Consider the following 15,291-nt stretch of genomic DNA (forward strand, 5'->3'; position numbering starts at 1 on the left):
ACCTCGGCATCCAAAAAGGCTGGATCAAATAACCGCAACACGCCCGGAAAAGACACACTTTTCTTTACTTAACCCTGAACCCAAACCTGGGAGTGCCACCCCAACAAAGAAAAGCGCGCCCCGTGCATCGCTGCGGCGGGACGCGCTTTTTTAATTAGCTGGGAGGCTAGAAGGTGTGCTCGTTCTTGGCGCCCCGGCAAACGGTCGGCGCAAAATAATTTGGGCGAGCCCCGAAACGAGCCTCCTGTACTCCGCCTTCCCGGCGGTGTGCCCTCAGAATACGTCCGCGTCAAAGCGACCGTCAATAGTTCTTTTTAAAGAAAACCCCAACGGGGGCAATGCGCGCATTTTCCCTGCTAGAACCCTATGGCAAGTGCCACGGCACAGACAGCGCACGTTATCTCAATGACCGCACCAAACACGTCGCCGTTGACTCCGCCAAACCTCTTCACGCAATGCCGCGTCAGCAGCAGTGTAACGCCAAAGTTCAGTGCACAAGCGACTACGCCCACGAGCCCAACCACCCAGCCCGACACAGCGAGCAGCAGTATCCACCAGCAGGTCACCGTGACTGTGGACTGAGTACCGGCAGTCAGAGAGCCGAAGCCGCTGTTCGAAAAAGGCGGAAAGCCGCGCCAGCAGGCAGTCGTTGCTGCCGCGCGAGAGGCTACAAAAGGCAAGCACAGCGCAACCACACCAGGCCACATCTGACCAGCAGACCACTGCGACAGCACACTAGCCACAATCACGGCAAAAGCAGTCGTCGTCGTCAACATCGTCAGCACGATGGAGCCCACGCCCATTGGGCCGGTGCTCGGATCGCGCAGCACCTCCCGCGCCCCCTCCGGCGGCTTATACGAGCCGAGGGCATCCGCCACATCCGCCAGCCCATCCAGGTGCATCGCGCGGGTCAACATCTGTGCCGCCACCATAATCAGGGTGCCGCCGAGGATCGGGGTGACGTCGTAAAGCGTGGGCGTGCGTGACGACGACGTTGCGAACAGCGCCGCCGTGATGAGAACTGCACCCGCGGCAGGAACGAGCCCAGCTACTGGCAGTGCGGCGATGGCGCGACGGCCGGTGATGCGGTCAAACACGCTCGCGCCTTTGAAAGGCAGGATGGTGAGCCAGGACAGGGCAGTGGTGATGGCCTCAGCGACGGCATTGCCGTGAGCAGAGGGATCGCCGTCGAGGTTGTCCTGGCGAGACGGGCCGGCTTTGTCGGACAAGTCGATTAGTCCTTGGTGCTTACGCCTGCGTCGGCGAAAGTAGCCATGTTGCGCAGGACCGATACGCCGGACTTGACCAGCGGTAGGGCAGCGACGGCGCCGGAGCCTTCGCCAAGACGCATCCCGTATTCGAGAAGTGGTTCCTTATCCAGGTGTCGAAGGGCAAGCGCGTGCGCGGGCTCTGCCGACTTGTGGCCGGCGACCCACCAATCGCGGGCGCCCGGAGCGAGCTGGTCAGCCAGCAGAGCAGCGGATGTGACAACCACTCCGTCCAAAATCACAGGAGTGCGACGAACCGCTGCTTGCGCCAAGAACGCGGCCATCACGGTCATATCCGGCGAGGAAATACGACGGAGCACCTCAACCGGGTCATTGCGCAGGCGACGCACGCGGAACATGGCATCGCGTACGGCAGCGACCTTGAGCTTCCACCCCTCGTCATCAATGCCAGTGCCTCGGCCGACGACGACCACCGGTTCGGAGTTGGTCACGGCACCAATCAGCGCCGCGGCTGGAGTGGTGTTTCCGATGCCCAGGTCGCCGGCAATGAGCAGGTCAGCGCCTTCATCAACGGCGGCGTCGGCAATCGCGATGCCCGTGCGGATGGCCTTATCGACCTCCTCCTCGCTCATCGCATCCTCGCGGTCGATAGAACCACAGCTGCGACGGATACGGTATGGCCCTTCGGCATCGTGGTCGAGGGAAATGTCCACACCGGTAACAGTGGCTCCCGCGATGTCAGCGATAGCGTTCACGCCGGCACCCTTTGCCTCGATATTGGCAAGCATCTGAATAGACACCTCGGACGGGTACGCGGACACCCCGCCCTGGGCAACACCGTGGTCACCAGCGAAGACATAAACACGACAATCGTCCAGGTCACGCGGAGGGCATTCTCCCTGACACGCCGAAATCCAAATGCCGAGTTCTTCCAACCGGCCAAGTGAGCCTGCGGGTTTAGTCAACTGCTCATGGCGCGCGCGGGCGGCCTGTTCAGTCTCTTCGTCAGGGCGTGCTACCGGTCCAAAATAATCCGCGTTCATACTCTCAAACGCTACCCGAAAACGATTTGTCTACCGACCATTGGTGCACAGTTATTCGCATTGCTAGGCAGACCGTCATAGGGGAAGCGGCGTGGAGTGAATCTAGTTCGCCGCCTTGACTTCCATGGGGCAGCCAGCCACAACTAGGACAACACGATCACAGACAGCTGCGAGCTGTTGGTTGAGAAGGCCAATTTCATCACGGAAAAGCCGCCCTGAGCGGTGTTCGGGAATGACACCGAAGCCCACTTCGGGCGACACAATGAACAGGTCGGAATCTGCGGGGAAGTTGCGCACGGCGTCGACAAGCGAGTGCGTCCACGGCGAGACGCTGCCCCTCGGCGCCTCCCACAGCCCCTGCACGTCGATGATGTGCGTCAGCCAGGTGCCGACATCGTCCAGCAGCATGCGCCGCTCCGGCGACGCGAGAGCTTCCACCGCATCGACGTCATCAACCGTGTGCCAGGCCACTCCGTGCTCTTTTGCCTGTGCTTGACGACGAATGCGGTGCTCCTCAACCCTGGAGTGAAAATCGCTATCACCGGGCCAGGGCCGTGCTGTTGCGATGTAGTGCAACACCGTTGAGGCTGCAGCATCTGAGGCATCGCCGGTTGAGGCTGCGGCGGTGGCCAGCAGCTCGTGCTCAGCCCATGAGGACTTGCCTGAGCGGGCGCCACCGAGAACCAGAGTGCGCATGGCAGATGAGGCTACTTGATCTCGTCGCCGATGTTGACCTGCGGACGCGGAGTACGCAGACGACGCGGCTGAGAAGCGCGGGAGTAAGCGTAGAAGCCCAGTCCCCAGGCCCCTTCGGTGGTCTTCGGGAAGCGCTCGCGCGTCAGCTTGATGGCACGGCGGCCGATGTAGATGCCCTCGATGATCAGGGCAATGATGAGAACCATAGCGATGAGAGATGCGATGTTGGCCAGCTTCGGCAGGGAAGTGCCAATCATCATAATCAGCAGCAGAATCAGCGCGAACGGGAGGAACACGTTAGCGAGGAAGCGACGGGAATCAACCCAGTCGCGGACAAACTTGCGCTCAGCGCCCTGGTCGCGTGGCAGCATGTAGCGCGGATCGCCGGCGGCCATGCGCTCGTCGGCAATGCGACGCTGCTCACGTCGCTCTGCTCGCTCGCGTGCCTTGGCGGCCTTGAGCTCTTCCTTGGACATGGAAGCCTTGAGCTCCTTGCGGCGCTGGCGAGCTTCCTTAGCGGTCAGCGGCGCCTCGACCGGGCCACGGCGGATGCCGCGTTCGCGCTCAACCTCGTTGCGCTTCGGAGTGGGGCGCCCCTTCTTGGGAGTAAAAGCACCGCTGTGCTTCTTCTCGGGCTGCTGAGACTCCGAAGCGGTGCCCTTGGCCCCGCTGGATGCGGTCGCGTCGGTGGCTACGTCTCCGGCGTTGGTTGCGTCAGCGTTAGCTGCGTCAGCTGCCTTGGACTTTTTGTCATTCTTTTTCCACGGTAGATTCACGACCCCAGATTATAAGGTCTCCAAGGTGCTTCCCTAATTAGGTTGCAGGTTGAGGGTCAGGGGCGGGGCAAGGGCGAGGTTTTGGGGATGACCGCCGCGGGGCAGGCGGGAAGAGTGCGCTTGTGGCGTGGGAAGCCGTGGTGTGGTTGCGATGTGGCGGCAAAAAGACTTTCGATAAAGAGAAAGAAAAAGAGAACCCAGAATTGGGAATTAAAGACTGGCCGGTAAGGTTGTGATAAATAATGACGTAGCCGACCTTGGGGTCGACTCGCATTCTTAAACACTTCAACAAGGAGGACACGCGCTATGACTACTGCTCAGAGCACTGGCGTTACCCTGACCGAAGCTGCGGCTGCCAAGGCAAAGGCACTTCTGGACCAAGAAGGTGCCACCGACCTGGCACTGCGTATTTCCGTGGCTCCGGGCGGCTGTGCCGGCCTGCGCTACCAGCTCTACTTCGATGACCGCAGCCTCGACGGCGATGTCGCCGAAGTTTTCGGTGGCGTCAAGCTGGTCGTTGATCGCCAGTCGGTTCCGTACCTGTCCGGTGCCACCATCGACTTTGCTGACACCATTGAACAGCAGGGCTTCACAATCGATAACCCGAATGCCACTGGCTCCTGCGCTTGCGGTGACTCCTTCAACTAAGTCATTAGCTGAGCAGAGCTGTCAGCAGACGCTGTGAAAAGCGTCGGATAGTAAAAAGGCTCGGACCTCACTCTTGTTAACTGAGTGAGGTCCGAGCCTTTTCTATTGGTTGCCCCAGCGATGGTGACAGCCTGCCGGGGCAGGATGGGGCTGAATCGCGGGGACCGTCGTAAAGCGAGCTAGAGCTCGACGGGGTAGTCGCGCTGCTCGATGTCCGGAGTAATGCGGTCTTCGATGAAGATGCCGTGCCAGACCATGAAGGCCAGGATGGTCCAGAGGCGGCGGGAGTGGTCGCGCTCGGTTGGGTGGTGCTCGGCGAGCATCTTGAGCACGGCGTCCTTATTAATGAACTCTTCGGTCTGGGACTCGCGGATGATGTCCTCGGCCCAGCCGTGCAACTCGTCGCCTGCCAGCCAGTGGCGAATCGGCACCGGGAAGCCCAGTTTGCGGCGGTTGAGCACGTGCTCCGGAACAATCTGCTCCATGGCGCGACGCAGTGCGTACTTGGTGGTGCCGTGAGAAACACGCATGTCCACCGGCAGCGTCTGTGCAACGTCGAAGACCACACGGTCGAGGAACGGCACGCGCAGCTCCAGGGAGTTAGCCATGGTGATCTTGTCCGCCTTGACCAGAATGTCGCCACGCAACCAGGTGAACAGATCCAAGTGCTGCATCCGAGTCACCGGGTCCCAGCCTTCAGACTGCGCGTAAATCGGCGCAGTGACATCGCTGTGGTCCCATTCCTTCTTGGCCCACGGCAGCACTTCCTGCAGCTGCTCAAAGTTAAAGGAACGAGCATTGCCGTAGTAGCGCTGTTCCAGCGGAGTAGTGCCTCGCTGCAGGAGCGACTTGCCGCGCATGCCCTCTGGCAGAGCTTCGCCGACCTTAGCCAGACCGCGCAGCAGGGGAGATGGAACCTTGTCGAACGGCTTCAGCGACAGCGGCTCCTTATAAATGGTGTAACCACCAAAGAGCTCGTCTGCGCCCTCACCGGACAGTACGACCTTAACGTGCTTACGAGCCTCTGCGGCCACGAAGTACAGCGGCACCAGTGCAGGGTCAGCTACCGGGTCATCGAGGTACCACATAATCTTCGGAATCGCCCCGGCGAACTCCTCCGGCGAGACGACCTTCACAATGTGCTCGACGCCAATGGCGGCGGCGGACTCGGCAGCCACATCGACCTCTGAGAAGCCCTCGCGCTCGAAGCCAGTGGTAAACGTCAGCAGGTTCGGGTTGTGGCGCTTAGCCAAAGTTGCAATCGCAGTGGAGTCGATACCGCCCGACAGGAACGAGCCCACCGTGACGTCGGCACGCATATGCTTCTCGACGCTGTCCTCCAGCGCACGGGCAATGCGGTCAAAAACGTCCTGCTCAGCGCCCTTAGTGACTGGCTGAATCGGGAAACTAGGCTTGAAGTAGCGGGTCTGCTTAACTTCGCCACCAGGCGTAACGATGGCAGTGCAGCCCGACTCCAGGCGGACGATGTCAGTGTGCAGAGACTCCGGTTCCGGCACGTACTGCAGGTCGACGTAGTGCTCCAGTGCACGCTTATTCAGCTTTTTCGCATCGATGCCCATCTCCGGCGCGGCCTCCAGCAGGGACTTCTTCTCAGAACCGAAAATCGTGCCGCGCTCGGTGGTGGCGTAGTAGAGAGGCTTAATGCCGAACGGATCGCGCGCCAGGAAAAGCTTGCGCTCGACGCTGTCCCAAATAGCAATGCCGAACATGCCGCGCAAGTGCTTTACGACGTCGGCTCCCCAGTGGTGGAACCCAACGACGATAGGTTCGCCATCGCCGGAGGTATTAAAGGCGTAACCTTCCTTCTCCAGCTGCTCGCGAAGTTCGACGAAATTGTAGATTTCGCCGTTGAAGGTCATGGAGTACCGATTCGGCTGATTTTCTGGTCCCCACTGCAGCGGCTGGTGGCTGTGAGCAATATCAATAATGGATAGGCGGTTGAAGCCGAAAACTGCGTCCTCATCGTGCCACGTGCCTGCATCGTCAGGACCGCGGTGCCGCATGCAGGGCAGAGCCCTTTCGACAACGGGAACGAGCTCCGCTGCGTCAGAATTTGCAGTCAGGATTCCGAGAAGACCACACATGCTTCGTGCGCGCACCTTTCAGTTAGTGTCACTTAGTGGATTTTGACGGCTTCGTAGCTAGAGGCTCAGCGCGACTGACTGTCGTCTGAACCGGTGGCCATGAAGAACCGCCGCGTGGCTGAGTAGTTGGGTTGAACCCCAGATTGGCGCCACATAGAAATGCTGCACCTACTTTAATGCCTTTTGGGGAAAAGGGAGAATGTCTTAGCTCGCCGTGTCTGGCCTCGGCGCGGGGTTATGCGGAACGGTGTGGGCGTCAGCTCGTGGCGCAAACACTAAAAAATTCATAGACTTGGGAGCGGCAACAGGGTGTAACTGGTGAGAATGCCACCCCCGATAGGCGGGTCTTTCTCAGTATTTTATTAGGGCAGATATACTCAAAGGCACCCCACAGCCATATTTATTGTGGAGAAAGCTTAAGAATCGACTACTCTGCTTGGGTAGGACGAAACCTTAATCGGTTATCGAAAATTGTGTGGATCAGGAAGGCAGACACACGTGAATCAGCGTAGAAAGTTCGGAGTCGCCCGTAAGCTCGGCGTCCTCGGCGTTGCCGCCGGTAGCGCAGCCTTGCTTGCCGGCTGTGATGTTAATCCTCCGGAGAACGGCTTCTTCAAGCTGCTCCGCTTTGGTTGGCCGGAAGGTGTTACCCCGGAAGCGCAGTCCATGGGTAACTTCTGGGTTTGGACCTGGGTTGCAGCTTGGATTATCGGCATCATTGTTTGGGGTTTCACCTTTTACTCGATGGCAAACTTCACAGCCAAGAAGGCTGAGAAGAAGGGCAAGGGCGAGTTCCCGCGCCAGACTGCATACAACGTTCCGGTTGAGTTGTCTCTGACTATTCTGCCGATTCTGATCGTGATGGCTCTGTTCTTCTTCACCGTTCAGACGCAGGACAAGGTGACTGCCCTGGATAAGGATCCGGAGGTCACTGTCGACGTCACCGGTTTCCAGTGGAACTGGAAGTTCGGTTACGCCAACATTTCCGCTGACCTGATGGGCGGCGAGGAATACAACGGTCGTATTGAGAAGCCGGCTGATGAGCAGTTCTTCACCGAGGGCGGCCACGAGGTTCCGTCCGCTGAGGATCGCGCAAAGCAGAAGGAGTACCCGGTTCACGGTCGCTCCAAGGAGAGCCTCGACTACCTCCACTATGACGAGATTGAGACCCTCGGTACCACCGAAGAGGTTCCGGTCCTCGTTGTTCCGGAAGACACTGCAATCCAGTTCGACCTCGCGTCCGCTGACGTGATTCACTCCTTCTGGGTTCCGGAGTTCCTCTTCAAGCGTGACGTGTTCCCGCACCCGGAGGCCAACAAGTCCAACCGTATCTTCCAGATTGAGAAGATCGACTCGGAGAAGATGGCTAACCGCCCGGAGGACAACCCGAGCGACAAGGTCAAGAACGCATTCGTCGGCCGTTGTGCTGAGATGTGTGGTACTTACCACGCAATGATGAACTTCGAGATTCGTGCTGTCTCCCGCGAGGCATTCACCGAGTACATCAAGTTCCGCCAGGAGAACCCAGAAGCTACTAACGCTGATGCTCTGAAGCACATCGGTGAGCCGGCATTCGCAGTCTCCACTTCGCCGTTCAACTCCGGTCGTGTCGACACCCGCGACATGGGTGACCGTGGTGCTAACACCATTGACCTGAACGCGACCGCCAAGTAAACCCAGCAAGATTCTTACCTAAAGGAAGTTCTCAAATGAAGTCTGCAGCAAAGCTCTTCTACGGACTTACCGTGTTCCTGGGGGTCATGGCTGTCGTCTACATCTTCGGCACTCAGTACCTTCAGGACACCGGTAACGTCATCAACGAAAGCCATGGTCGCCTCGAGTGGGCTGGCGCAACCGGCCTGGTCCTCGCAGCTCTGATGACTCTGATGCTCGGTGGATACTTCCACTTCACTGAGCGCCGCTCCGACATCACCCCGGCTGACTTCGAAGAGGCAGAGATTGCCGACGGTGCAGGTACCCTCGGTTTCTTCTCCGCTAGCTCGATCTGGCCGTTCGTGATGACCATGGGCATCCTGCTCCTGGGCTACGGCATCGCATTCATGGCCTACTGGCTGATTGTCCTTGGCGCGGTAATCCTGATCGTCTCCAGCACCAAGCTCAACACTCAGTACATCACTCCGCCGGAGAAGCACTAGTCCGAGTGCAATCAGACTGAACCACAGTCGTAGATAACCGAAAAGTCTCTCCCACTAACAACGGTGTTAGTGGGAGAGACTTTTTTGTTTGGACGAGTTGGGGATCCTAACTGGTGTTACCTCGCCGGTTAGGATCTGTAGTCAATATATGATTCCGCATCAGGCGAATTCGATGGGTTTCTGCCCCTTAGGTAGTTCGATGACCTCACCGTCAGTCACCTGCAGATGACGCGCTTCGAGCGAGTTGATCATGCGGTGATCGTGGGTAATCACAATAATTGTGCCCTCTGCAGATGCGATCGCGTCTTGGACCTGCTCGATCAGATCCACACTCAGGTGGTTCGTAGGCTCGTCGAGCAGCAAGATCTCCGGCGGGTTGGCTACGACCAACGCTAACGCCACCCGGCGCTGCTGGCCGATGGAGAGGCTTCCTACCGGTCGATTGGCATCCTCAGGGCTAAGCAATCCAAAGTCGTCGAGAGGCACGCGGGCATAGGGCGCAAGGTCGTACAACTCACGGGCGGACTTCTTTGGGTTTTCCCAGTCTTGTTCCTGAGCCAGCATGGCTACTCGACAGTTCTCGCCGATACGCACCTCGCCAGCCTGCGTCTCAACTTGCCCCATGATCGTCTTAAACAAAGTAGATTTGCCGGCCCCATTAGGGCCGGTGATCACGACCTTGTCTCCGGGACGAATAGTCAGTGAACCAACCCGAATTCGATCTGGGACGATCACACCGCGCATCTTGATGTGAAAATCTTCATCGCTGCCCGAAGCAGCGCGCTTGGTCGGTAAGGGTGCGGTCAACGGGGCATCAAAGCCCAGTAGTGCCGGTGGACGCTCCACACCTTCCTCAATGAGTTCCTCCAGCCGTTGCTTAGCCGAACGCACGCGGCGGGCGATTTGCCGCTCTACACGACCGCCACGGCGGTCATAAGCCATCTTGTTATTGTCCGTCATTTCCCGACCCGGTGAGACCTCACGAGCGCCATTCTCGATGGTGTCTTCCAACCGATTGCGTTCATGCTCCTCCGAGCGCCACTGGTGCTCCCATAGCTCACGCTGGTGGCGACGGTGCTTCGCGTAGTCGGAGTAATTACCACGGAACAGCCCAATACCAGGGCGCCCCGGCACCAAGTCTCCAATTACAGTACAAACGGCATCCAGGAAGTCGCGGTCATGTGTTGCCACCACAACCACTCCAGGGTGGTTCTGGATGGTGTCAATCACGAGCTGGCGACCGCGTTCATCGAGATGGTTGGTGGGCTCGTCGAGAAGCAAAATCTCTGGCTTTCGAATGAGCGTAATCGCGAGCCCCAGCCGCGCCCGCTGCCCGCCGGAAATCTCCGTGGTTAGTTGCTCTGTCAGGGGAGCGCCGTCCGGAGCAGTACCGGTCAGGCCGAGATGGTCGAGCACAATCTCCGCATTATGTTCGGCGTTCCAGTCATCGTGAGCCATGACGTCCGAGAAGGCCTTCGAATACGCCTTCTCTGCCGCCTCAGACTCATCTGGGGTCTTTGCTAAGGCCATCGCCTCAGCTGCTTCTTCTAGCTCCGCTAAACGACGTTTCGAGGGGCCGAGGGCCTCATCGATAAGCATTTGCACCGTGGAGTCGAAAGGCGCTTCCAGCTCCTGAGAGCCGAGGACACGCGTGCCAATATGAGTCACCGTACCGCTCGTGGGCCGACGACGACCAGATAGTAGCCAAAGAAGTGTGGACTTGCCGGCTCCGTTGTCTCCAACCAGACCGAGGACATCGCCGTCGGAAAGCGTGAGCGAGACATCGCGCAGAACAGGCGTGGCCTCGTAGTCGAAATTGACACCGTTGGCGACAAGCTGTGTGGCGTTGTTCGAAAGATCGGTGGTGGGGGAGGGACTGGTAGACATATGTCCATTTTAGTACTGGTAAACAGCAGATTTGGTATCCGACATATGTGGGGTCAAGGCGAAATCGGAAGAATCTGGGTAACAAAAACCACCCCGGTCGACATCCGAAGTGGATGCGGACCGGGGTGGTCTTATTTGAGCGCAGTAGAAAACCTACCGCGGAATTTTACTGCTCGAGCTGGCGACGCTCTTCAGCGTTCTGAGCTTCGAGGTCACGGAACATCTGAGCCTGCTGCTCGTGGTTCTCGTGCTCGATACGAGCTGCCTCTTCGGCGATCTCCGGGGAGTCCGGGCTGAAGAAGCTACCGCGACCCGGGCTACCAGCGGCACCCAGTTCGTTCATGGTCTTCGGGACGTAAGCACCCTGGTACTCGAGCGGAACGGCGTGGCCGTGCTCGTCGACCGGACCCAGTGGCTGATGGACCTCGATGAAGGAACCATCAGGCAGCTGGTTGATGATGCCCGTCTCGATGCCGTGCTCCAGGACAGCGCGGTCAGAGCGCTGCAGGCCGATGCAGATTCGGTAAGTGACGAAGTAAGCGATCGGAGGCAGGATAATCAGACCGATACGGCCAACCCAGGTCATCACGTTCAGCGAGATCTGGAAGTGGTATGCGATCAGGTCGTTACCACCGGACAGAGTCAGCAGGGTGTAGAAGACCAAAGCCATGGCACCCAGGCCGGAGCGAACCGGCACGTCGCGCGGACGCTGCAGCAGGTTGTGGTGGGCGTTGTCGCCGGTGATCTTCGCCTCGATGAACGGGTAAGCGAAGAGCAGGACAACCAGAACACCACAGAGCAGGGCGACCCAGAAGACTGCCGGGATCGTGTAAGAGCCCAAGTAGAGCTCCCACGGCGGCATGACACGGGCAGCACCGTCAGTCCACAGCATGTAGATATCCGGCTGGGAACCAGCGGAAACCTGCGCCGGGTTGTACGGGCCAAGGTTCCAAATTGCGTTGATCTGGAAGATACCAGCGAATAGCGCCAGGAAGCCGAACGTAATCAGGCCGAAGGAAACGGACTTGACTGCGAAGATCGGGAGAATACGAACGCCGACGACGTTGTTCTCGGTACGACCTGCGCCAGGGAACTGGGTGTGCTTCTGGTACCAGACCAGAGCCAGGTGAGCGGCAATCAGACCCAGCAGCAGGGCCGGGAGAATCAGCACGTGTGCAATGTACAGGCGCGGGATAATCATGTCACCCGGGAAGTCGCCGTTGAACATCATCCAGTGCAGCCAGGTGCCGATAATCGGCAGACCGATGATGATTGCGGACATAATACGCAGACCAACACCGGATAGCAGGTCGTCCGGCAGGGAGTAACCCATGAAGCCCTCTGCCACGGACAGCAGCAGGAGGATGGAACCGATGACCCAGTTAGCCTCACGCGGCTTGCGGAATGCGCCGGTGAAGAAGATGCGGAACATGTGCGCCATGATGGACACGGCGAACAGCAGAGCACCCCAGTGGTGAATCTGGCGAATGAACAGGCCACCGCGAACCTCGAAGGAGATCTGCAGGGCGGTCTCGTAGGCGCGAGACATCTCGACACCGTTGAGCGGCGCGTAGGCACCGTCGTAAATGACCTTCGACATCGACGGGTCGAAGAACAGAGTCAGGTAAACACCCGAGAAAAGCAGGACTACGAAGGAGTAGAGTGCAATCTCGCCCAGCAGGAAGGACCAGTGGGTAGGGAATACCTTATTGAGCTGCTTACGCATGCCGCCAGACAGGGTGTAGCGGTCATCCATATTCTTAGCAGCGGTTGCTAGTTTCGTTGGATTACTCATGACTGACGCTCCCAGAATGCCGGACCGACGGGCTCAATGAAGTTGCCCTCTGCGTACATGTAGCCTTCTTCGTCAACGCTGATCGGCAGCTCTGGAAGAGCGCGAGCAGCTGGACCGAAGACTGGCTTGCCGTAGTGCAGTGCATCGAACTGCGACTGGTGGCATGGGCAGAGAATACGGTTCGTCTGCTGTTCGTACAGAGAAGTCGGGCAACCGATGTGTGTACAAATCTTCGAGTAGGCGAAGTAGTCGCCGTAGTGGAAGTCTTCCTGACCCTTGCGCAGGATTGCCTTTTCAGCGTCCTGGGAACGCAGACGGATCAGCATGACCGAGTTGCGGGAGCCGTGAATCGAGTGCATGTGTGCCTCGTAGACATCAGCATCCTTGGAGTACTTGTCGCCGTCGTTGACGTCCTCCTCCGGAAGAGGGAAGACGGTCTCCATGGAACCTGCGGACAGGTCCTCTGGGCGGAGGCGAACCAGGCGGGAAACGCCCTTAGTGGTGTAGCCGTGTACGCCCTCTTCAGCGATAGCGCCGGTGTCGCGACCCAGGTAAACCTTGTGGCCCTTCTCGACGAGAGTCCAGCCGGTGGTCCACAGGGTGCCGTCACCAGTGACGTCAACGTCGTGGCGTGGCTTCCACGGGTTCTTAATCATGCCGCCAAGCGGAAGGATCATGCCGATACCAGCCAGGACGGCGCCGGTACCAAGGAGGCCCTTGATAGCGGAGCGACGACCCAGGGTGGAGGTCTGCCAAGAATCGTTCAGCAGGGCAACGATGGTCTTCTGGTCGACCTCTTCGGACGGACCATCGTGGCGGCGCTGAACCGAAATTTCTTCCGGAATGAAGCGCTTGGTGAACTTAACTGCACCAATACCCAGGGTGACGATGCAGCCACCGATGGTGATACCCAGCAGCGGGGTGTACATGGTGTACAACCACAGACCCTCTTCGCCGTGACCCTTGTAGTGCCACGGGTAGAACAGGTAGATGGCGATGAATGCCAGGCCAAGAATGACCGACAGTGCCAGCCAGATGGTGACACCACGAGCCGCGCGCTTTTCAGCCGGGTCGTTGGCAATCGGGAAGCGTTCCTTGCGGTAAGCAATGGTCACGTCATCGAGTTCAGCACCCAGACGAGCGAGATCCGCATTGCTCATCTTCGACAGCTCTTCGGAGCTGTACTTCTTGTTTTCGTTATTACTCATCGGCGGGATCCAATCCAAAGAGCGGCCGCTACGAGAGCGACAATGCCTACAATCCACATGACAAGGCCCTCAGCAACTGGGCCGATGCCACCAATGCCCCAACCACCCGGGGTCGGAGTTTCCTTGGCGTTCTTGATGTAGGCGATGATGTCCTTCTTCTCGTCAGCAGACAGCTGGCGGTCAGAGAACTTCGGCATATTCTGCGGGCCGGTCAGCATTGCCTGGTAGATTTCCTGCTCATTTGCAGGATCCAGGACCGGTGCGTACTTACCGCTGGACAGTGCGCCGCCACGACCGGTGAAGTTGTGGCAGGATGCACAGTTCAGGCGGAACAGCTCGGAACCGCGAGCAACGTCAGCCTTGTCAAGCTCACCGTTCGGGCCGGCGTTCTTACCGCGCAGCGACTCCATAGCGATGGAGCCGTCCTCGTCGCGGACGATGCCGGCGCCGCCACCATTAGCCTGGACGTAGGCTGCGATAGCCAGCGTCTGCTCTTCGGAGTAACGCGGGGTCTTACGTGCTGCCTGAGCCTCGTTGCGGAGCATCGGCATACGACCGGAGTGAACCTGGAAGTAAACCGAGCCTTCGCCGACGCCAATCAGCGACTTGCCGCGGTCCTTAACGCCCTGAAGGTTGGCGCCGTGACAAGTAATACAAGCAACGTCGTAAAGCTCCTTGCCCTGCTGAATCATTGCGGCTTCATCCTGCTGAGCAGTAGCCGTCTGTGCATCAGGGGTCAGAGCATTAGCGAGGAAGCCCGCGCCGGTGAGGGCGAGAGCCATAGCCATAATGCCGGAGGCAGTACGGCGCATCTTGCGGCGGCCCTTTGACTTCGGGGCCGCAGCCAAGGACGTGGTGTCCTTGGTTTCGGAGGTAGTGTTTTCCATCTTTTTCCCTTTAAGACTGTTCGTGGAAAGTGGATGGGCTGTAGGCCGTACTAAACAAAGGACGGCCAATACGGCCTACTGGATGAAGTAGATGGTGATGAACAGGCCAATCCACACGACGTCGACGAAGTGCCAGTAGTACGAGACCACGATGGCAGCAGTGGCCTGTGCCGGGGTGAACTTCGCCTTGGAGGTACGGATAAGCACCACAACGAAAGCCAGCACACCCGCGAGGACGTGGGCTGCGTGGAATCCGGTGGTGATGAAGAAGACCGAACCGTAAATGGAGTTCTGAATGGTCAGACCGTGGCTAACCAGGGTGAAGTACTCGTAAGCCTGGCCGACGAGGAAGATTGCACCCAGGGCGGTAGACAGTGCGTACCACTTACGGAGTGCGAAAACGTCGCCACGCTCGGCCGCGAACACGCCCCACTGGGCAGTGAACGAAGACGACACTAGGATCACGGTGATCAATAGTGCGTACGGGACATTGAGGTGGCCGGTACCCCAATCCCACGAATCGCCCTGGCCGTTCGCGCGTGACACGAAGTACATCGCGAACAGACCGGCGAAGAACATTAATTCCTGAGACAGGAACACAATCGTGCCGACACTGACCATATTCGGTCGGTTCAGTGTCGCAGCACGACGTGGTGCTGTCATACCTTGATTTTCAACTGCGCTCGTCACAACTAACAGTATGTACTGTTCTTAAGGAGTAGTCACGTTGCAACCCCCGTTTTTGTATAAAAATTCCTAAAATCCCAGGTCGCGAGAAAAGGTTTCTGAGAATTTCACTAATTTTTCCCCCTGTTGGGAACTTTCCAGTGTCCTTATCCGACGCGGGTGAATTCGAGGGCT

The 15,291-nt window shown here is 58.5% G+C and carries 13 protein-coding genes; 3 read left to right on the forward strand and 10 right to left on the reverse strand.

Translation table 11 applies throughout. The features are described from left to right. Window positions 1–356 precede the first annotated feature (356 nt). The 4 genes from QP977_RS07240 to QP977_RS07255 form a co-directional block, all read right to left on the reverse strand. Window positions 357–1,229 (reverse strand): adenosylcobinamide-GDP ribazoletransferase, encoded by an 873-nt coding sequence (locus QP977_RS07240; protein WP_284847223.1) that lies wholly within the window; start codon window positions 1,227–1,229, stop codon window positions 357–359. A 5-nt stretch (window positions 1,230–1,234) separates the two neighbouring features. Then, the gene (gene cobT / locus QP977_RS07245) at window positions 1,235–2,272 is read right to left on the reverse strand and encodes a nicotinate-nucleotide--dimethylbenzimidazole phosphoribosyltransferase (RefSeq protein WP_049190512.1); all 1,038 of its coding nucleotides are present in this window, start codon (window positions 2,270–2,272) and stop codon (window positions 1,235–1,237) included. Between the two features lie 102 nt (window positions 2,273–2,374). Continuing rightward, entirely contained in the window at window positions 2,375–2,968 is a 594-nt protein-coding gene (locus QP977_RS07250) for a bifunctional adenosylcobinamide kinase/adenosylcobinamide-phosphate guanylyltransferase (protein ID WP_070566886.1), read from the reverse strand. Between the two features lie 11 nt (window positions 2,969–2,979). Then, window positions 2,980–3,744 carry a DUF3043 domain-containing protein gene (locus tag QP977_RS07255; RefSeq protein WP_070605656.1) on the reverse strand — a complete coding sequence of 255 codons (765 nt, stop codon included), beginning with the start codon at window positions 3,742–3,744 and terminating at the stop codon, window positions 2,980–2,982. Between the two features lie 306 nt (window positions 3,745–4,050). Between QP977_RS07255 and QP977_RS07260 the strand changes: the two genes are divergently transcribed. Beyond that, on the forward strand, window positions 4,051–4,392 hold the full coding sequence (locus QP977_RS07260; RefSeq protein WP_005512007.1) for a HesB/IscA family protein: 342 nt from the start codon (window positions 4,051–4,053) through the stop codon (window positions 4,390–4,392). Window positions 4,393–4,571: 179 nt separating this feature from the next. Here QP977_RS07260 and asnB read toward each other — a convergent pair whose 3' ends face one another. Further along, window positions 4,572–6,497, reverse strand: a complete 1,926-nt coding sequence (asnB, locus tag QP977_RS07265; RefSeq protein ID WP_070827786.1) for an asparagine synthase (glutamine-hydrolyzing) — start codon at window positions 6,495–6,497, stop codon at window positions 4,572–4,574. 498 nt (window positions 6,498–6,995) lie between these two features. On the opposite strand from asnB, the gene ctaC reads away from it, so the two are divergent. Both ctaC and ctaF read left to right on the forward strand, forming a co-directional pair. After that, complete coding sequence (gene ctaC / locus QP977_RS07270) at window positions 6,996–8,171, forward strand: aa3-type cytochrome oxidase subunit II (RefSeq protein WP_049170235.1); 1,176 nt, start codon at window positions 6,996–6,998, stop codon at window positions 8,169–8,171. Between the two features lie 35 nt (window positions 8,172–8,206). Continuing rightward, on the forward strand, window positions 8,207–8,653 hold the full coding sequence (gene ctaF / locus QP977_RS07275) for an aa3-type cytochrome oxidase subunit IV (RefSeq protein WP_070652755.1): 447 nt from the start codon (window positions 8,207–8,209) through the stop codon (window positions 8,651–8,653). A gap of 159 nt (window positions 8,654–8,812) precedes the next feature. Here the strand turns inward: ctaF and QP977_RS07280 are convergent, their stop codons facing one another. The 5 genes from QP977_RS07280 to ctaE all read right to left on the reverse strand — a co-directional run bounded on the left by QP977_RS07280 (window position 8,813) and on the right by ctaE (window position 15,120). Then, window positions 8,813–10,540, reverse strand: coding sequence for an ABC-F family ATP-binding cassette domain-containing protein (locus QP977_RS07280; RefSeq protein WP_070827218.1), 1,728 nt, complete (start codon window positions 10,538–10,540; stop codon window positions 8,813–8,815). Window positions 10,541–10,706: 166 nt separating this feature from the next. Further along, entirely contained in the window at window positions 10,707–12,335 is a 1,629-nt protein-coding gene (qcrB, locus tag QP977_RS07285) for a cytochrome bc1 complex cytochrome b subunit (protein WP_016423029.1), read from the reverse strand. Then, window positions 12,332–13,543: a cytochrome bc1 complex Rieske iron-sulfur subunit gene (gene qcrA / locus QP977_RS07290; RefSeq protein ID WP_049170241.1), complete on the reverse strand. Its 1,212-nt coding sequence runs from the start codon at window positions 13,541–13,543 to the stop codon at window positions 12,332–12,334. The genes qcrB and qcrA overlap by 4 nt, the downstream gene beginning before the upstream one ends. Continuing rightward, window positions 13,540–14,430, reverse strand: a complete 891-nt coding sequence (gene qcrC / locus QP977_RS07295) for a cytochrome bc1 complex diheme cytochrome c subunit (protein ID WP_016423027.1) — start codon at window positions 14,428–14,430, stop codon at window positions 13,540–13,542. Before qcrC ends, qcrA begins: the two co-directional genes overlap by 4 nt. A gap of 75 nt (window positions 14,431–14,505) precedes the next feature. Then, complete coding sequence (gene ctaE, locus QP977_RS07300) at window positions 14,506–15,120, reverse strand: aa3-type cytochrome oxidase subunit III (RefSeq protein ID WP_088611596.1); 615 nt, start codon at window positions 15,118–15,120, stop codon at window positions 14,506–14,508. Between the last annotated feature and the right edge of the window lie 171 nt (window positions 15,121–15,291).

Origin of the sequence: Corynebacterium sp. MSK012 (assembly GCF_030232435.1) — a bacterium.
Classification (GTDB): Bacteria; Actinomycetota; Actinomycetes; order Mycobacteriales; family Mycobacteriaceae; genus Corynebacterium; species Corynebacterium jeikeium_D.